Consider the following 18,456-nt stretch of genomic DNA (forward strand, 5'->3'; position numbering starts at 1 on the left):
CGAACGATGAGCACGAGCCAGATCGCCGAGAAGCGCGAGGTCCGCGAAGCCAACCGAGTCGAGGGCCACAACGCCCGGTCCTGGCTCCTGGTCTCCGCGATGCGTACGGAGATTTTCGATGACGCCCAGCTGAGCCGAGCCGACCAGATCATCCTCGACATGGAGGACGCGATCGACACCTCGCTCAAGTCGCAGGCGCGCGAGAACGTGACCAGCTGGCTCAAGGGTGGCGGCCGTGCCTGGGTACGCATCAACGACTGGACCACCGAGGACTGGAGCGAGGACATCGCGGCGCTGGCCGGGATCGAGACGCTCGCCGGTGTGATGCTCGCGAAGACCGAGTCGCCGGACCAGGTGACCGACACGTTCCAGCGGCTGGGTGGCAAGACCCCGGTGATCCCGCTGCTCGAGTCGGCGTTGGGGATCGAGGACGCCGCGACGATCGCGCGCGCCCGCGGCGCCTACCGGCTCGCCTTCGGCTCCGGCGACTACCGCCGCGACACGGGCGCGGAGAACGACCCGCTCGCGATGGCCTACCCGCGGACCAAGCTCGTCCTGGCCTCGCGGATCGGCGACCTGCCCGGCCCGATCGACGGCCCGACGGTGGGCAGCAGCCACCCGCTGCTGCGTGAGCAGTCGGCCGACGGCGTGGCGATGGGTATGACCGGCAAGCTCTGCCTCGACATCGAGCAGCCGTCGGTGATCAACGAGTCGTTCAGCCCGTCCCCGTCCGACGTGACCTGGGCCCACGAGTTCCTCCAGAAGTTCGAGGAGGGCGGCCGCGTGATCCGCGACGGCAGCGACAAGCCGCGTCTGGCTCGCGCCGAGACGATCAAGCGCCGCGCCGAGCTGTTCAAGATCAAGCCGGACACTGCGGCCTACGACGCCCCTGCCTCGGGGCCGAGCGTCTACTGATCGACGCCGACTCGGCGCTCTGGGGTGGGACAGACGCGCCGGGTCGGCACGGCTCGGCTAGCGTTGACGTCGTGGATCTGCAGCAGCGCATCAATGACCGGGCCGGTGAGATTCTTCTGTTCGCCGTCACCCCGCCGAGGGTGACGACGGCGCCCGAGAGGGTGCAGCAGATCGCGGAGGTCACGCTCGAGCGGATCCGGCCCCTCGATGTCGACGGGCTGATCCTCTACGACATCGACGACGAGTCCGACCGCAACCCCGAGGAGCGGCCGTTCCCATTCGTACGCACCCTCGACCCCGCCGAGTTCCTCGAGCGCAACCTCGCCGGTCTCGATGTGCCGGCCGTCGTCTACCGGGCCACCGGGAAGTACGACGAGCCGACGCTGCGCGACTGGGTCAAGACCCAGGACCCGGCCAAGGCGCTGTCGGTCTTCGTCGGCGCCTCCTCGGGTGAGAAGCGGGTCGCCACCAGCCTGCGCCGCGCCCAGCAGATCCGGAACGAGGCCAACCCCGACCTGCTCCTCGGCGCCGTCGCGATCCCCGAGCGACACACGGCCAAGGGCGACGAGCACCTTCGGCTGATCGCCAAGCAGGAGGCGGGCTGCTCCTACTTCGTCACCCAGGTCGTCTACGACGTCAACGCCGCCAAGAACCTCGTCTCCGACTACCGCTACGAGTGCGAGACCCGTGGCCTCCAGCCGGTGCCGATCGTGTTCACCTTCTCCGTCTGCGGCTCGATGAAGACCCTCGAGTTCCTCCGCTGGCTCGGCGTCGACGTACCGCGCTGGATCGAGAACGAGCTGCGCCACGCCACCGACACCCTCGACGCCTCGCTCGAGCAGGCCGAGGCGACGGCGATCGAGCTGATGTCCTTCTGCCGTCAGCTCGGCGTGCCGTTCGGCATCAACATCGAGTCCGTCTCGATCCGCAAGGTCGAGATCGAGGCCTCCGTACGTCTCGCCGAGCGGCTCCGCGGCAAGCTCGCCCGCTGACTCACAGCCCCGTGCGCATCGCCCACAGCTCGGGGAACAGGATGATGTCGAGCTGCTTGCGCAGGTAGGAGACCCCGCTGGTCCCGCCGGTGCCGACCTTGAAGCCGATGATCCGTTCGACGGTGGTCACGTGCCGGAACCGCCAGACCCGGAAGGCGGTCTCGAGGTCGGTGAGCTCCTCGCCGAGCTCGTAGAGGTCCCAGTGCTTCTCCGGGTCCTGGTAGACCTCGCGCCAGGCGGCCTCGACGGCGTCGGAGGCGGCGTACTCCTGCTTCCAGTCCCGGTCGAGGTGGTCGGGCGGGATGTCGAAGCCGCGCCGGGCCAGCAGCCGCAGCGACTCGTCGTAGAGAGACGGACGTCCGTACGCCGCCAGCACATCCTGCTCGTGCGGCCGGCCCTCGTGCACGCGAAGCGTGTAGGCGGCCTTGTTGCCGAGCGCGAACTCGATGCAGCGGTACTGCCACGACTGGAAGCCGGAGCCGGTGGCCAGGTAGGGGCGGAACTTGTCGTACTCGGTCGGGGTCAGCGTCGAGAGGACGTCCCAGGCGTGCACGAGCTGCTCCATGATCCGGGAGACCCGGGCCAGCCCCTTGAACGCCGGACGCACCGCATCCTCGGCGAGGAGTCGCTGCGCCTCGGTCAGCTCGTGCAGCGCGAGCTTCATCCACAGCTCCATCGCCTGGTGCTGCACGATGAAGAGCATCTCGTTGTGGTCGCCCGAGAGTGGGTTCTGCGCGCCGAGCACCTCCGGCAGGTGGAGGTAGTCGGAGTAGTCCATCGGAAGGTCCTGCGTGCTGCTCATGTGACTGCTCCTCGGGTCCAGAAGCGCTCGTCGCGCCATTCGTCGTTGTCCATCACCGAGACCAAGTGGTCGACGGCGTCCCACACGTCGACGTAGCGGGTGTAGAGCGGGGTGACGCCGAAGCGCAGGATGTCTGGCTGGGTTGAATTTCTGGGCCCTGCGCGGAAGTCGCCGATCACGCCACGCTCGATGAGCGCCTGCACGATCGCGTACGCCCCGTCGCCGGCGACGCTCAGGGACAGCTGGCTGCCCCGCTGCGAGTCGTCCAGCGGGGACTCGATCGTGAACCCGGGAACCCGGGACGCGACGAGGTGGGCGAAGAGCCGGGTCAGCGCGAGCGACTTCTCCCGGAGCGCCTCGAGACCGCCGTACGTCTCGGCCGCCAGCAGCGTGTCGACACCGCACTCCAGGGCGGAGATGCCGATGACGGCGGGGGTGCCGGACAGGTAGCGCGAGACGCCCTCCGCCGGCCGGTAGCCCGGCGACATCTCGAACGGCGCCGCGTGACCCATCCAGCCCGACAGCGGCTGCTCGAACCGGTCGACGTGGCGCGGGTTGACCCACAGGAACGCCGGCGAGCCGGGGCCGCCGTTGAGGAACTTGTAGCCGCAGCCGATCGCGAAGTCGGCGTCAGCGCCTCGAAGGTCGACCGGCACCGCCCCGGCCGAGTGGCACAGGTCCCAGACGGCGAGGACGCCGTGCTCGTGCGCGAGCGCGGTCACCGAGGCCATCGAGTGCAGGTAGCCGGTGCGGTAGTTGACCTCGGTCAGCATCAGCACCGCGGTCCGGTCGAGCAGCCCCTCGATCTCGTCGGGCGAGTCGACCAGCACCAGCTCGTAGCCACGCTCGCGGCACAGCGAGGAGGCGATGTAGAGGTCGGTCGGGAAGTTGCTGCGCTCGCTGACCACGACCCGGCGATCAGGTGAGTCGGCCGAGGCGATCGAGAGCGCCGAGGCGAGGACCTTGTAGACGTTGAGCGAGGTCGAGTCGGCGACCACGACCTCGCCCTGACCTGCGCCGACGAGCCGGGCGACCTTGTCGCCGACGCGCTGGGGGAGGGTGATCCAGGAGGCGGTGTTCCAGGACTCGATCAGTCCCTGCCCCCACTCCTGGGTGACCACCTCGGCCACCCGGCCGGCGGTGGCGCGGGGGAGCGCCCCCAGCGAGTTGCCGTCGAGGTAGATCGTCTTCTCGGGCAGGTCGAAGAGGTCCCGCAGCGGGGCCAGCGGGTCGGCCTGGTCGAGAGCGACCGCATCGTCGCGGTTCATTCGTTGATCTCCTTGATCGGCCTGAGCACGGCCCGCACGGGCGCGGCGTCGGCGGTGGTGAGCTTGAGAGGGAGCGCGATCAGCTCGTAGTCGCCCGCGGGCACCTCGTCGAGCAGCAGGTTCTCCAGGATGCGTACGTCATGACGGTGCGTCGCGAAGTGGGCAGGGAGATCCTTCGAGGAGGACGGGTCCAGGCTGGCCGCGTCGGTCCCGACCAGCCGCACCCCGTGGGCGGCCAGGAGGTCGATCAATGCGGGGTCGAGGGCGCAGAAGTCCTCGTCCCAGGTCGCCGGCTGGGTGGCGTACGTCCGGAACAGCACGCGCGGCGGCAGGTCGGTGACGTCGATGTCGTCGACGGTGACCAGCGGACGTACCCCCGACACGTCGACCACGCGGCACGGACCGAGGAACGGCTCCAGCGGCATCTCGCCGGCGGGCGTGCCGCCGTCGGTGAAGTGCAGCGGAGCGTCCGCGTGCGCGCCGACGTGGGCCGACAGGGTCAGCTCGGCGACGTTGACCGGGCAGCCGGGGCCGATCCGGAACGTCCAGCCGACCTCGGTGGCATGGTCGCCGGGGAAGACCGGCGAGGATGCGTGGACCGGTGGAGAGATGTCCCAGAGCTGCGCCATGGCGCCAGGATAGGCCGCCCTCCGGCGGGGTCGGTCAGGCGGTGAAGAACTCGGTGGCGACCGGAGCCAAGGCGTCGGCCTTGACCATGTGGTTCTGCCCATCCAGAACGACGTAGCGGCCGTCGGGAACGGCCTTGGAGATGGCCTGCTGGGCGTTGGTCATGTAGGTCGGGCTCTTGCTCCCTGCCACGTTCAGCACCGGAACCTTCACGCGCTCGTAGTAGTTCCGCGGAAGCGGCAGACCCTGCTCGAACGGCAGCACGATCGAGAAGTCGTACGGCAGAGTGTGCGCGACAGCCGACAGCTTCTTGAACGCCGGTGTCAGCCGCATGACCTTGACCGCAACCCATGGCATCCCGACGGTCCGCAGGAACAGCTCGACGGCCGCGGCCCGGCGGCCGCTCTCGACCAGCTTCTCGACCCTGTCCCCCAGATCGGCGTCATTGGGCTCATGGGTGTCATCGAGGATGAACGGGGCCTCGTAGGCGAGGATCGCGTCGATCGAAAGCTCCGCACGCGCCGCCTCCAGCGCCAGCGCGGCGCCCGAGCTCTGACCGAGCAGGTAGGCATGACCGCCTGCGGCCTCGATCACGGCCCCGAGGTCGGCGACCTCCTGCTCGACGGCCTCCGCCGTTCCTGGCGTGGCCGGTTCGGCGATGGTGCTCTCGCCGCGCCCTCGGCGGTCGTAGCGGTAGACGGTGAACTTGTCCGACAGCGCCGCCGCAAGGTCCTTCGACGGACCCATGTCGCGGTAGCAGAGCGCTCCGTCGACAAGCACGAGCGCCGGTCCCGAGCCGGTGACCTCGTAGGCGATGGTCGAGCCGTCGGCGGAGGTGGTGGTCTTGGTGGTCATGGCATTGCTCCTGATCCAGCGGTGGTCGAGCCCCTTGAGACCCGGTTGATACTTACGCGTCGGACGGGACCTCGTCGCTTCGACACGCGGCCGCACGTTTCTCCAGAAGCTCCTGTTCCCCGGCGTTGGTGGTCAACGACGCCGCCTCCTCGAACGCCGCCGCTGCCTCGAGGTGCCGCCCGGCGCGGTGCAGCAGGTCACCACGTACGCCGGCGGGCAGATGCGACCCCGGAAGCGCGCCGTCGGGGAGGGCCGCCAGAATGGCCAGCCCGGCATCGGGACCGAAAGCACGCCCGTGCGCCACCGCGCGGTTGACCTCGATGATGGCGCCCGGGACGCCGGTCGCGAGCATGTCGTAGAGGCGCGCGATCTCGGCCCAGTCGGTGTCCTCGGCCCGCCGGGCGCGGCCGTGGCACGCGGCGATCATCGCCTGCACCAGGTAGCTCCCGCCGGGGGTGCCGGAGGAGGCGAGCGCCGTCGCCCGGTCGACCGCGGCCAGGCCACGCCGCAACAGCAGCTGGTCCCAGCGGGTCCGGTCCTGGTCCTCGAGCAGCATCGGGTGTCCCTCGGCGTCGGCCCGGGCCGCGAGCCGTGACCCCTGGATCTCCAGCAGCCCCTGCAGCGCCTGCGCGTCGGGATCGGCCGGGGCGTGCGCGGCCAGCATCCGGGCCAGCCGCATCCCCTCCAGGCACAGCTCGGGCCGGGTCCACGACGGCCCCGATGTCGCCGCGTAGCCCTCGTTGAAGACCAGGTAGATCGTCTGCATCACGTCGCGCAGTCGTGCCGTCCGCTCCTCGCCGGTGGGCAGCTCGAACGACGCCCCGACCTCGGCGAGGGTGCGCTTCGCCCGCGAGATCCGCTGCCCGACGGCCGACTCCTTGGCGAAGTAGGCCCGCGCGATCTCGGCGGTCGTCAGCCCGCCGACCAGCCGCAGCGTCAGCACCGTACGGGAGTCGGGGGCCAGCACCGGATGGCAGGAGAGGAACATCAGCCGCAGCACATCGTCCTCGATGTGGTCCACCGCGGCAGCCAGGTCAGGCATCTCACCCTCCTCCAGTTCGTGGCCCAGCAGGGCGACCTTGCGGCGCAGCACCTCGTCACGGCGGAACCCGTCGATCGCGCGCCGCTTCGCGATCGACATCAGCCACGCCCCGGGGTTGCGAGGGATGCCCTCGTGCGGCCACTGCTCCAGCGCCGCGACGAGGGCATCCTGGGCGAGGTCCTCGGCCAGGTCGAGGTCGTGCGTCATCCGCGCCAGACCGGCGAGGAGACGTACGGCCTCGTTGCGCCAGACCGCGACGATCGCGTCTTCGGTGGGCGAGCTCATTCAGCCGGGGTCGGCGGACCGAACAGCGGCCGCATCTCCACGGCCACGTCCTGCCCGGGCCACAGCTCCTCGTGGAGCTGGATCATCCGGCGACCGAGCTCGATGGCCTCGTCGGGCGAGCGGACCTCGAAGAGCGAGAACCCACCGGCGACCTCCTTGGCCTCGGCGAAGGGCCCGTCGATGTGGGTCACCTCCCCGGCGGTCAGCCGGATCTCCACCGCGGGACCGAGCCCGTCGGCGTCGAGCAGGATGCCGTCGGCGTACTGCTGCTTGATCTCGGCCTCCACCGCCTCGATCAGCGCGGCCGGGGGCGGCCCGGCCTCGGGGTCCATCTTCACGAACATCATGTAGCGCATCGGCTTCTCCTTGCGTGTCGGCGTCGCGTCCGTTGCGCGTCGTCGCCTACGCGTCGAGAAGAGCCTGCCGCTTTCGACACGCCAGCACCAGAGATTTGGGTACGTGTTGCCCTAGGACGCCTTCGGCTTCTTCTTCTTGTTCTCCTCGGCCTCATCGGGGACCTCCTCGCCACGCGACTTCTTCGCGTCGGCGACGGAGCGCTGCAGTGCGGCGAGCAGGTCGACGACCTCGCCGGAGGTCTTGGTGGAGGTGGGGGTCCGCTCGACCTCGCCGCCCTCGATCTTGGCCTTCACCATCTCCTCGACGGCGCCGGCGTAGTCGTCGGAGAACTCCTCGGGGTGGAAGTCGCCCGCGAGCGTCTCGACGAGCATGTTGGCCATCTTGATCTCGGAGTCCTTGATCTCGCCGGCCTCGACCTTGAAGTCGGGCACCCGGATCTCGTCGGGCCACATCATCGTCTGCAGCACGATCACGTCGCCGTTGTCGGTCGGCCGCACCCTCAGCGCCGCGACCGTGGTGCGCTGCCTCAGCGCGACGGTCACCAGCGCGACCCGGTCGGCCTCGAGCAGGGCCTGGCGCAGCAGCGCGTAGGGCTTGACCCCGGTGTTCTCCGGCTCCAGGTAGTAGCTCTTCTCGAAGAGCATCGGGTCGATCTGGTCGCTCGGTACGAACTTCTCCACCGCGATCTCGCGCGAGGAGGTCGTCGGCAGGTTGGCGAAGTCGTCGTCGGTGAGCACGACCATCTCGCCGTCCTCGGTCTCATAGCCCTTCGCGATCTCGGAGTAGGGCACCTCCTCGCCGTCGATCGAACAGATCCGCTGATAGCGGATCCGGCCACCGTCGGCCTGGTGCACCTGACGGAAGGAGACGTCGTGGGACTCCGTCGCCGAATAGAGCTTCACGGGCACGCTGACCAGCCCGAACGAGACCGCGCCCTTCCAGATCGCACGCATGGTGGCTTCCCTCCGCAACGGCAACAACTTGCCCAGTATCTGCCGGATTCCGCTTTCTCGGTACCCCTTAACCCCACGAGTCACACGGCGAGCGAGAGGAATGCACGGGCCAGATCTGCCCGGCGCATCGACTTGGTGGAGGCAAGATGGACGCATGCGTCCCATGCTCGCCACCCCTGGCGCCCACGTTCCGCCGGGGGAGGAGTGGGTCCATGAGGTCAAGTGGGACGGGATCCGGCTCCTCGGCGACAGCCCGGAAGGACGTACGCAGACCCGGCTGACCACACGCAACGACAACGACGCGACTCCCGCCTGGCCCGAGATCGCGACCGGCCCGGCGCGTGACGTGCTCGTCGACGGCGAGGTGATCGCGCTCAACGAGGCCGGGCTGCCCGACTTCCGGGTGCTGATGGACCGGATGCACCTCCGCGATGCCCGCAAGGCGGCGCGGTTCGCGGAGCGGATCCCCGCGACGTACATGGTCTTCGATCTTCTCCGTCTCGACGGGCGGCTGCTCATCGAGGAGACCTGGGCGGAGCGCCGCAAGATCCTCGAGGCCGTCCATGCCGACGGCGACCTGGGGTCGTGGCAGGTGCCGGCGACGTACGAGGACGGCCGGATGATCCACGAGGTGACGCGGGCGCAGGGCCTGGAGGGGATCGTGTCCAAGCGGCGCCGCAGCCGCTACCGGCCGGGGGAGCGGAGCAAGGACTGGATCAAGCTGGCCCACCGCTACCGGGCCTCGCTCGTGGTCGGCGGCTGGCGACCCGAGGTGGGCACCGAGGGCGGCACCGAGCGTCTCGGCGCCCTGCTCGTCGGGCAGCCGACGACCGACGGACTGGTCTACCGCGGGCGGGTCGGCAGCGGGATCACCGGCAAGCGAGCCCAGCGGCTCGGGGAGCTGCTCCGCGAGACCGGCCGGAACCCCTTCGCCGGGCCCGACGTGGATCCCGACGGGGGAGTGCCGTCGCTGGACGTTCGCGGCACCCACTGGGTCGAGCCTCTCCTCGTGGTCGAGGTGGAGACCCACGGCACCGCCGTCGCGGCGGCGAGCTACAAGGGCCGGCTGCGGCAGCCGAGCTTCATCGGCATCAGGGACGACGTCTCACCGGAGGATCTGTGATGGTCGAACGAGAAGAGGTACGCGTCGAGGTCGACGGCAGGGTCCTGACCCTGACCAGTCTCAGCAAGGTGCTCTATCCGCGTACGGGCATGACGAAGGGCGAGGTGCTCAACTACTACGCCCAGGTCGCGCCGGCGCTCCTGCCCCAGCTCCAGGACAGGGCTGTGACGAGGATCCGCTGGCCCCACGGCATCGGCGACATGTCGTTCTTCGAGAAGAACGCACCGGCCGGCACCCCCAGCTGGGTCCGCACCGTCATCGTCCCGACAACGGGATCCCGAACCGCCGACCACAGGGAGGGAACACTCACCTTTCCGATCCTCGACAGCCTCGCCGCGCTCACCTGGGCCGCGAACCTCTCCGCGCTGGAGCTGCACGTCCATCAGTGGACGGTCGGCGCCGACGGCACCCCGGCCGGCGCGAACCGGATCGTGATCGACCTCGACCCCGGCGAGCCGGCCGGTCTGCAGGAGTGCTGTGAGGTTGCGCTGCTCGTACGAGAGGCGCTCGGCGCCCGTGACCTCGCCGCGACCCCGGTGCTCAGCGGGAGCAAGGGCGTGCACCTGTACGCGGCCCTGCCGGAGCCCGTCGAGCCGGACGTCGCCACGGCGCTGGCCAAGGAGATCGCCGAGGAGCTTCAGAAGGCCCACCCGCGCAAGGTCACCGCGACGATGACCAAAAGCCGCAGGTCAGGCAAGGTTTTCCTGGACTGGTCGCAGAACTCGGGATCGAAGACGACGATCTGTCCCTACTCGCTGCGAGGCAAAGCGACGCCGACGGTCGCCGCCCCGGTCACCTGGGACGAGGTCTCCGAAGGGGCCGAGGATCCGCTCGGTATCGACCAGCTGGGACCTAACGATGTGATCACGCGCTTATCTGAAAGGGGGGATCTCTTCACAAGCCCTACGGGGCTGTAACTATTGTTCTCTTCATGTCGAACTCCGTGCTTGTCGTAGAAGACCAAGAGGACATCGCTGCTCCCCTGGTGCGCACGCTCCAGCGTGAGGGCTATGACGTCACCTGGGTCGACTCCGGCAAGAAGGCGCTGGAGCTCCTGGCACCTCCGTACGACGCCGAGCTGGTGCTGCTCGACCTGGGCCTTCCGGACATGGACGGGCTCGAGGTCTGCAAGGCCGCACGCGACAACGGCTACGAGGGCGGGATCATGATCCTCACCGCCCGTGACGCCGAGATCGACCTGGTCGTCGGGCTCGACGCCGGTGCCGACGACTACCTGGCCAAGCCGTTCGCGCTGGCCGTCCTCCAGGCGCGGGTCCGCGCCCTCCTGCGCCGCTCGGGTCCGGTCGAGCCCGGCGCCGACGACGACGCCCTGCGCATCGACGTCGCTGCCCACCGGGTCTACGCCGGCGAGCGTGAGGTGACCCTGACCGGCAAGGAGTTCGCGCTCCTGGCCGTCCTGGCCGCCTCCCGCGACAAGGTCGTCTCCCGCGACCGGCTGATGGCCGAGGTCTGGGACGAGAACTGGTACGGCTCGACCAAGACGCTCGACGTCACCGTCGGACGCCTTCGCCAGAAGCTCGAGGCAGCCGGTGTCCAGGAGAAGGTCGTCGCGGTCCGCGGAGTCGGTTTCCGACTCGAAGCAGCGGAGTAAACGCAAGTTCGACACGGCGTCAGACACGTGTTCACTCGGTGAGATGACTCACAAACGACGGCAAAGTCACGCGTGAACACGCCGTTTGTGCTCCGGATTCGGGCATTCGGGATTGGATCCGTTCCAAATCGCATGTCACCTTGGATGAGCCGTGCAGAACGCACGACCGGCCCCGGGTACACGCCGAATCCTGTCCCTCCGGAAGCCGGCCCCTACTACTGAACCCCCTTACCCTCACACTCAGCAGTACGTATGGGACAGGAGCGGGGGACCCAAGTTCCACGCGACTAACTCGGACGGTCGCTTGGGGTGAAGCCATCGTTTGATGGCCGGGCAACCTTCTAGCCCGAACCCGACAGCTCACCTCGCAGGCGTGGGAAGGAACTCACGCATGTCCAAGTCCGTATCCAACCCTGCCCATCGAGGCGCGCCGCGCCCGTTCAGGTCGCCGAACGTCTCGATCGCCCGGTCGATCGCAGGATCTCTCAGCGGCCACGGCAAGCTCATCGGCCGCATCACCCTCGCCAGCGGCATCGCCGCCGGTGCCCTGGTGGCGGTGCCCGCCGCCAACGCCGCCCCGGTCTCCCACGAGACCACCACCCTCGAGTCGACCGCTGAGTCGGCCAAGGTGGTGGAGGCTCCGACCCTGGAGGCCTCGGCCACCCCCACCGCGATGCTCACCGACATCAAGCAGCTCGAGAGGGCTGTCGAGGTGCAGGAGCGCAAGGCCGAGGCAGCCCGCAAGGCAGCCGAGGCTAAGCGCAAGGCAGCGATCGCCGCCAAGAAGGCCGCAGAGGCCAAGAAGAAGGCCGAGGCAGAGGCGAAGGCCTTCGCCGCGAGCCAGGAGGGCAAGATCGAGCGGGCGATCAGCGTCGCCTCGGAGCAGATCGGCGACCCGTACGTCTGGGGTGCCACCGGCCCGAGCTCGTTCGACTGCTCCGGTCTGACGCAGTACGCCTTCAGCGCCGCCGGCATCGAGCTTCCCCGGGTCTCGCGGGACCAGGCCGCTGCGCTGCCGACGGTCCCGAACGACCAGATCCAGCGCGGCGACCTGATGTTCTGGGGCAGCCCGGTCTACCACGTGGGCATCTTCCTGCGCTGGGAGAATGGTCAGGCGATCATGCTGCACGCCCCCAAGCCGGGCTCGGCCGTTCGTGAAGAGGCTGCCTGGGACGGCTGGTTCGCCGGCTCGACCCACCAGGCCTGAGGCTTCTCGGGACCCATATATCCCCCTGGCGCTCGCCCTCCGGTTCCCCTACCGGAGGGCGAGCGCATATTTGAGGGTCCGCGAATCGGGTACGGCACCACGCGTCAAGTAACCTGTAAGACGTGGCAGGCCCCGAATTCGACACCGAGATCAAGCAGCTCCAGGCAACGATGCAGACCATCGGCCAGGTGCTGGACCTGGACGCGATGCGCAAGGAGATCGCCGACCTCGGCGAGCAGGTCGCCGCGCCCGACCTCTGGGACGATCAGGACAACGCCACCCGCGTCACCGGCCGCCTCTCGCTGCTGCAGGGCGAGCTCAACAAGTTCACCGAGCTGCACACCCGCATCGAGGACCTCGGCCTGATGGTCGAGATGGCCCAGGAGGAGGGCGACGCCGACTCGCTCGCCGAGTCCGAGGCCGAGCTTCGCCGGGTGAAGAAGCTGGTCGAGAGCCTGGAGATCCGCACCCTGCTCTCGGGGGAGTACGACTCCCGCGAGGCCGTGGTCACGATCCGCTCCGGCGCCGGTGGCGTCGACGCCGCCGACTTCGCCGAGATGCTGATGCGGATGTACGTCCGCTGGGCCGAGCGCAACAAGTACCCGGTGGAGGTCTTCGACACCTCCTACGCCGAGGAGGCCGGGCTCAAGTCCGCCACCTTCGCGATCCACGCCCCCTACGCCTACGGCACCCTCTCGGTCGAGGCCGGCACGCACCGCCTGGTGCGGATCAGCCCGTTCGACAACCAGGGCCGCCGCCAGACCTCCTTCGCGGCGGTCGAGGTCGTACCCGTGCTGGAGCAGACCGACGAGATCGACCTCGACGAGAACGACATCAAGGTCGACGTCTACCGCTCCTCGGGCCCCGGCGGCCAGTCGGTCAACACCACCGACTCGGCGGTCCGGTTGACCCACATCCCCACCGGCACCGTGGTCTCCTGCCAGAACGAGAAGTCGCAGCTGCAGAACAAGGCCGCCGCGATGATCGTCCTCAAGGCCAAGCTGCTCGCGCTGAAGAAGGCCGAGGAGGAGGCGCAGCTCAAGGAGCTCAAGGGCGACGTCGCCGCGTCCTGGGGCGACCAGATGCGCAACTACGTCCTCAACCCCTACCAGATCGTCAAGGACCTGCGTACGACCTACGAGGTCGGCAACCCGCAGGCGGTCTTCGACGGGGACATCGACGGGTTCCTCGAGGCCGGCATCCGGTGGCGCCGCGGCGCCGAGAAGGCCGAACAGAACTGACCTGATGGATGCGCTGACGCGCACCAGGCTTCCACTCCCGGGCCGCGGGGCGGCGTACGTCTATGACGCCTACGGCCCAGAGGACGGGGTGCCGATGGTGCTGTTGCACGAGCTCGGAGGCAGTGCGAAGCGGTGGCAGGGGGTCATGCCGCAGTTCGCCGCTGACCACCGGGTGCATGCCTTCGACATGCGTGGGCACGGGGACTCGGACTGGGCCTCGGAGTACTCTCACCGGCTCATCGCCGACGACGTGATCGTGGCGATGGACGCGCTCGGGATCTCGGGCGCCGTGGTCGTCGGCCACTCGACCGGCGGCAACGTCGCGCTCTTGGTCGCGATGCACCGGCCCGACCTGGTCTCCCGGCTGATCATCGAGGACGTGGTGCCTCCCGCGCCGCGCGAGCGCAGGCGGCCCGGTCGCCCGGCCAGGCCGATGCCTCACGACTGGGAGTGCATCGCGTCCCTGCTGGTCGAGGCGACGATGTACGACGCGTGGATGTGGGAGCAGCTCGAGCTGCTGCCGATGCCGACCCTGCTCGTGGCCGGAGGCGGCAACAGCCATATCCCGCAGGAAGATCTCGAGAAGGTCGCCCGGCGGATCCCGCAGGCCGATCTCGTCCACTTCGACGTCGGACACTTCGTGCATCGCAACCAGCCCGCCGAGTTCGCCGACACCGTCCTGGCATGGCTCGCGTCGCGGGTGGGATCCCCATCCCTAAGGACCCCACCCGCTCTCGCCGACCGGCTCTGCTCTGACTCAGTGCCCGCGGCGGCGCGCGCCGCCCGGTGAGGTGCCTACCCAACCCGAGCGACTAAGTCGATTAAAGCACTCGACTTTGGTTGGCGCAAATGACTCGCCGCGTACGGCCTACGAGGTCGGCAACCCGCGGGCCGTCTTCGACGGCGACATTGACGGGTTCCTCGAGGCCAGCATCCGCTAGCGCCGGGGTGCTGAGAAGGCCGACCAGAACTGACGTACGGGCAGAGTGCGGGCGCTCCTGACGTACGGGCAGCGCGCTGAAATCCGTGAGTTCTACGGTCGTCTCACCAGCTGCCGAACAGCGGCAGCAGAGCACGAAGGACGACTCCCATGATCTCAGGACCCAGCGGAATTGCCAGCCGCGCCAGAAGTCTCCTCGTCGCCGGGGTGGTCGCGGTGCTCGCGTCGTCGGCGCTCGTGTTCGGCACGGGGGCGCCGGCATCGGCGGCCTCGAGCATCTCGATCGGGACCACCCTGGATGCTGGCGAGAGGCTCTACTCGCCCAATGGTGACTACTCGCTGACCATGCACACCGAGGGCAACCTCATCCTTCGCCAGGTCTCCGACGGCGAGATCGTGTGGCATCCGCGGGCAGGCGGCCTCGGTGGCACCAAGGTCGGTATCAGCGAGTACGGCAACGTGGTGATCTGGACGGCGTCGGGCAAGGCTGTCTGGGCCAGCGGAACCAGCCGCTGGAAGGGCGGCACCCGACTCAAGGTGACCGACTACGGGCATGTCGTGCTGCTCAACGACGCCGGCGACGTGCTCTGGCAGGTCGGTAGGGGCGAGGACATCCACGGTGTCGAGCGCATGATCGAGTACGCTGCGGAGCAGCTCGGCGCACCCTACGCCCTCGGTTTTCACGGGCCTGACTACTTCGACTGCTCGGGGCTGACCTACAAGGCGATGCAGGCAGGCGGATTCGATATCGGGAGTCACAAGTCCGCAGACACGCAGTACGCCAACTACGCGGACATCGCGTGGGATGACCGGCGTCGCGGCGACCTGCTCTTCTTCAACAACGACGATGACGCTGCGGTGGACCACGTCGCGATCTATCTCGGCGAGGGGAAGATGATCCATGCGGTGCAGCCTGGGACGCCGCTGTCGATCACGTCTGTGTCGTACGTCTCTGGTCCCAAATCCTTGGTCGCGCGCCCGTTCGCCTGATCAACCCACACGCACGCCCGAGGGGTGACTGCGGCACGGTCACCTCTCGGGGCATTTCCCGTTGCCGCCGATAGTCTCTCGATCGTGGCATCCGACCCCCCGCACGCAGCCCACAACGACCCCACGAAGTCATTCGGAATGCTGGTGCGTATCCAGCGGAAACGGCGGGGCTTGACCCAGCGTGACCTGGCGGATCGGGCGGGAATCAGTCTGGCCGCGGTCCGAGACCTCGAGCAGGGTCGGAGCCGACGACCCCGAGAGGAGTCGCTGCTGGCGCTCGTGCGTGCTCTGGGACTCTCTGAGGCGGAGGTTGCCGACCTGCGGAGCCAGCGGTCCGCGCGGCAAGCCCGGACTGTCGATGCGAAGGCCGATCCCAGTGCGCTGCGGATCGACGTCCTGGGCCCGCTCGTGCTTCGCGTCGGAGGCGAGACGGTGCCGCTGGCCTCAGCGAAGCAGCGCGTGCTGCTCACCAGGTTGGCTCTCGCGGCGGGCGAGGTGGTCTCACGGGACGCCCTCCTGGAGGCGCTGTGGGGCGAGGACCCTCCGGCAACCGGACCGGCGGCGCTCAGCACCCAGCTCACCCGGTTGCGCCGCCTGCTGGACCGTGGCGCGAATGACCGCCTGGTGGCCACCACGGCGGGGATCCGGCTCGAGCTGGAGCCGCAGCACCTGGACCTGCTGGAGTTTCGGTCGGGCGTCGCCAGGGGAACGGCCGCGACAGAACCAGAGGTCGCAGTCCGCCATCTTGCCGAGGCCACCGATCTGTGGCGTGGCGGAGTCGAGTCGGATCCGATGCGGTTCGGGCAGGTGCCGGAGGCGATCGAGACGGAGTACGTCGCAGCGCTGATCGCCCTCGCGGCGGCCGCGCGGGAGGCTGGGGTTCCCGAGAAGTCGTTGGTCCCGCTGCGAGCAATGTGTGGGCGGCGCCCGCTTGACGAGGCGTTGCACGCCCAGCTCATCCGTAGCCTTGCGGCTGCTGGCCACCAGGCCGAGGCGCTGGGTCGCTACGAAGAGATACGCCGAGCACTCGCCGACGAGCTCGGGATGGATCCCGGGCAGCAGCTTCGTTCGGCCCATCTCGACGTCATCCAGCAGCGGTGGCGCGGCCGGCGGCCGCGCAAGTCGCCGGCGCCGCAGCAGCTGCCGGCGCCGCCTCCGAACATTGTCGGCCGGGAAGCGGTGATCGCCGAGATCGAGCGCGCTCTCGGCAGCGATGAAGCTCAGTCCACTGGACGGGTCGTCTTGGTAAGTGGCCCGGCAGGTGTCGGCAAGACCTCGGTGGTGCTTGTTGCTGCGCATCGGCTGCGCACCGGCTATCCCGACGGTCAGCTGTTCGTGGACCTGCGTGCCGGTGTGGGTCGGTCGATCGCCGCCGTCGACGTGGTCGGCCGGTTCTTGAGGGCCCAGGGCGTCGAGGACGTTCCTCCGGACGTCGATGAGGCCGCCGCGTTGCTGCGTAGCCGATTGGCCGAGCGCCGGGTCCTGCTGGTGCTCGACAATGTTCAGGAGGCGAGGCAGATCTGGCCCCTACTGCCTGGAGCGGGGCGCAGCGATGTCCTGATCACCAGCCGCAGCGTGCTACCCGACGTGGATGGCACTGTCTCCATCAGTCTTGACGTGCTCGATCCGAGCGACTCGGTGCGGCTGATCCAAGAGGTTTCCCGACGCTCGGGCGAGGACGCTGAGGCGATGGCTGCCTTGGCTCGATCCTGCGGGGACCTTCCGCTGGCGCTACGGATTGCGGCCCGCCAGCTGGCTCATCGGCCTCGATCCTCCGCGGCCGACCTTGCTCGAAGACTTGATGGTGCCACCGACATGCTCGGCGAGCTGGTCGTCGGTGAGGTGAGTGTGCTCGGCAGTTTCCGCCTGAGCTACGCCACCTTGTCTGTGCAGGCGCGGCGTACGTTCCGGATGTGTTCTCTGCTCCCGGCTGATGACTTCGGTGTCGACTCGGTCGCTGTGCTCCTGGACGAAGACGAAGCTGCCAGCAGGCACTCGCTGGAGGAGCTGCTCGACGCGAACATGCTCTATCAGCATTCGGCCGAGCGTTATCGCTTTCATGACCTGCTGCGACTCTATGCCGAACATGAGTTCGCCGGTGGCAGCGGCAGGGAGGATGGTGCTGAGCCGGCTCGTCATCGACTGGCCAGGTGGTATCTCGATCGAGCGACGGCCGCCGTCGATCGGGTCGTCCCGCAGCTCGGGGCGGCGGTTCACGCCGACAGGGCGTCAGCATTCTTCGACGAAGATGCGGCGATGGCCTGGCTGGACCAGGAGTATCCGGCAATGCTCGAGCTGGTCGAGTCCTCGGTGGAGGAGGGCATTCTGCTCGACTTCTCCTGGCGCATCGTGGACCAGCTGCGGGGCTATCTGTTCCTGCGCCGTCGCGAGGGCTGGCTCCGCCTGGCCGAGGCCGGGCTGATCGCCGCCGAGAAGGTCGACGACGATCGGGCGCGAACCGCCATGTACATCTGTCGGAGCTATGCCCGTGGCGCGCTTGGTATGGACGACGGATCACTCGAGGACACCCTGCGGGCCAGCGCACTGGCCGAGGCCTGCGGGTGGACCCAGGCGGCCGCCTGGGTCGCGCATGACGTCGGCTGGCAGCGTTATGAGTCCGGGGCGCTCCTTGATGCTCGGGAGTGGTTCGAGCGGAGCATGGCGCTGGCCGATGGCGAGGAGAGCCACGCATTCGCCTTGGGGCTGAACGGATTCGGGATGGCGCTGCTGGAGAGCGGCGAGTTCGAGCAGGCCGCCGAAGCCTTCAAGCGCGCTCAGGACCTGAACCACGCGGCGGGGCGGGAGACCGCCGTCCTGGCCAACCAGGGCAACCGGGCCAGTGCCCTGCGGCAGCTCGGTCGCACCGTGGAGGCTCAGGCACTGCTTGACGTGGTGCTACGTGGCTATCGGCGACGAGGGTATCCGCGTGGTGTGCTCTCGACCCTCGACGAGATGAGTCGGCTGTATGTCCAGGTCGGCCGCAGCAGCGAGGCACGTACGGCGGGCCAGGAGGCGTACGAGATCGCTCGGGATCTGGGAGAGCCGCGCGGGATCGCGCTGGCTGCTGACGGGTTCGGCTGGAGCCTGGTCGCAGATGGTGACCCGGGAGCGGCGATTGCGGTGATTCATGAGTCCGTCGCGATCGCAGAGGCCCAGGGTTACGGTGTATGGGCGGCCCGTGCGCGGGCGCACCTCGCCGAGGCGCGTCGCTCGTACGGAGAGCCAGATAGCGCCCGGGGCTAAGCGG

General features: G+C 68.8%; 17 protein-coding genes and 1 riboswitch. Of the genes, 10 read left to right on the top strand and 7 right to left on the bottom strand.

Annotated features, from left to right (window positions below; all coding sequences use genetic code 11):
* Nucleotides 1-6: 6 nt before the first annotated feature.
* Both AB0F44_RS05970 and AB0F44_RS05975 read left to right on the top strand, forming a co-directional pair.
* The gene (locus tag AB0F44_RS05970; protein ID WP_357353599.1) at nt 7-915 is read left to right on the top strand and encodes a CoA ester lyase; all 909 of its coding nucleotides are present in this window, start codon (nt 7-9) and stop codon (nt 913-915) included.
* 71 nt (nt 916-986) lie between these two features.
* A complete protein-coding gene (locus AB0F44_RS05975) occupies nt 987-1,907 on the top strand; it encodes a methylenetetrahydrofolate reductase (RefSeq protein WP_350716160.1) in 921 nt (306 codons plus the stop codon).
* 1 nt (nt 1,908) lies between these two features.
* Here the strand turns inward: AB0F44_RS05975 and kynA are convergent, their stop codons facing one another.
* The 7 genes from kynA to AB0F44_RS06010 all read right to left on the bottom strand — a co-directional run bounded on the left by kynA (nt 1,909) and on the right by AB0F44_RS06010 (nt 8,096).
* Nucleotides 1,909-2,709: a tryptophan 2,3-dioxygenase gene (gene kynA, locus AB0F44_RS05980; RefSeq protein ID WP_357353602.1), complete on the bottom strand. Its 801-nt coding sequence runs from the start codon at nt 2,707-2,709 to the stop codon at nt 1,909-1,911.
* On the bottom strand, nt 2,706-3,977 hold the full coding sequence (gene kynU, locus AB0F44_RS05985) for a kynureninase (protein WP_357353604.1): 1,272 nt from the start codon (nt 3,975-3,977) through the stop codon (nt 2,706-2,708). The genes kynA and kynU overlap by 4 nt, the downstream gene beginning before the upstream one ends.
* Nucleotides 3,974-4,606: an arylformamidase gene (gene kynB, locus AB0F44_RS05990; RefSeq protein WP_350664188.1), complete on the bottom strand. Its 633-nt coding sequence runs from the start codon at nt 4,604-4,606 to the stop codon at nt 3,974-3,976. The genes kynU and kynB overlap by 4 nt, the downstream gene beginning before the upstream one ends.
* Before the next feature lie 34 nt (nt 4,607-4,640).
* A complete protein-coding gene (locus tag AB0F44_RS05995) occupies nt 4,641-5,459 on the bottom strand; it encodes an alpha/beta fold hydrolase (RefSeq protein ID WP_357353606.1) in 819 nt (272 codons plus the stop codon).
* A 52-nt stretch (nt 5,460-5,511) separates the two neighbouring features.
* Nucleotides 5,512-6,786: a sigma-70 family RNA polymerase sigma factor gene (locus tag AB0F44_RS06000; RefSeq protein ID WP_357353608.1), complete on the bottom strand. Its 1,275-nt coding sequence runs from the start codon at nt 6,784-6,786 to the stop codon at nt 5,512-5,514.
* Complete coding sequence (locus tag AB0F44_RS06005; RefSeq protein ID WP_350664182.1) at nt 6,783-7,142, bottom strand: YciI family protein; 360 nt, start codon at nt 7,140-7,142, stop codon at nt 6,783-6,785. The genes AB0F44_RS06000 and AB0F44_RS06005 overlap by 4 nt, the downstream gene beginning before the upstream one ends.
* Nucleotides 7,143-7,253: 111 nt before the next feature.
* The gene (locus tag AB0F44_RS06010; protein WP_350664180.1) at nt 7,254-8,096 is read right to left on the bottom strand and encodes a Ku protein; all 843 of its coding nucleotides are present in this window, start codon (nt 8,094-8,096) and stop codon (nt 7,254-7,256) included.
* Nucleotides 8,097-8,250: 154 nt separating this feature from the next.
* Between AB0F44_RS06010 and AB0F44_RS06015 the strand changes: the two genes are divergently transcribed.
* From AB0F44_RS06015 to AB0F44_RS06050, 8 genes are all read left to right on the top strand, one after another.
* Entirely contained in the window at nt 8,251-9,219 is a 969-nt protein-coding gene (locus tag AB0F44_RS06015; protein ID WP_357353611.1) for a DNA ligase, read from the top strand.
* Entirely contained in the window at nt 9,219-10,136 is a 918-nt protein-coding gene (ligD, locus tag AB0F44_RS06020) for a non-homologous end-joining DNA ligase (RefSeq protein WP_357353613.1), read from the top strand. The genes AB0F44_RS06015 and ligD overlap by 1 nt, the downstream gene beginning before the upstream one ends.
* Before the next feature lie 14 nt (nt 10,137-10,150).
* Nucleotides 10,151-10,831: a response regulator transcription factor gene (locus tag AB0F44_RS06025; RefSeq protein WP_176884042.1), complete on the top strand. Its 681-nt coding sequence runs from the start codon at nt 10,151-10,153 to the stop codon at nt 10,829-10,831.
* Between the two features lie 214 nt (nt 10,832-11,045).
* Nucleotides 11,046-11,217, top strand: a riboswitch (cyclic di-AMP (ydaO/yuaA leader).
* A gap of 5 nt (nt 11,218-11,222) precedes the next feature.
* The gene (locus tag AB0F44_RS06030; RefSeq protein ID WP_357353615.1) at nt 11,223-12,038 is read left to right on the top strand and encodes a C40 family peptidase; all 816 of its coding nucleotides are present in this window, start codon (nt 11,223-11,225) and stop codon (nt 12,036-12,038) included.
* 122 nt (nt 12,039-12,160) lie between these two features.
* Entirely contained in the window at nt 12,161-13,279 is a 1,119-nt protein-coding gene (prfB, locus tag AB0F44_RS06035) for a peptide chain release factor 2 (RefSeq protein WP_350664170.1), read from the top strand.
* A gap of 4 nt (nt 13,280-13,283) precedes the next feature.
* Nucleotides 13,284-14,069, top strand: a complete 786-nt coding sequence (locus tag AB0F44_RS06040; protein ID WP_357353617.1) for an alpha/beta hydrolase — start codon at nt 13,284-13,286, stop codon at nt 14,067-14,069.
* Nucleotides 14,070-14,369: 300 nt separating this feature from the next.
* A complete protein-coding gene (locus tag AB0F44_RS06045; RefSeq protein ID WP_357353619.1) occupies nt 14,370-15,209 on the top strand; it encodes an NlpC/P60 family protein in 840 nt (279 codons plus the stop codon).
* Between the two features lie 84 nt (nt 15,210-15,293).
* The gene (locus AB0F44_RS06050; RefSeq protein ID WP_357353621.1) at nt 15,294-18,452 is read left to right on the top strand and encodes a BTAD domain-containing putative transcriptional regulator; all 3,159 of its coding nucleotides are present in this window, start codon (nt 15,294-15,296) and stop codon (nt 18,450-18,452) included.
* The last annotated feature ends 4 nt before the right edge of the window (nt 18,453-18,456 follow it).

The organism is Nocardioides sp. NPDC023903 (genome assembly GCF_040639295.1).
In the GTDB taxonomy this organism is placed as follows: domain Bacteria; phylum Actinomycetota; class Actinomycetes; order Propionibacteriales; family Nocardioidaceae; genus Nocardioides.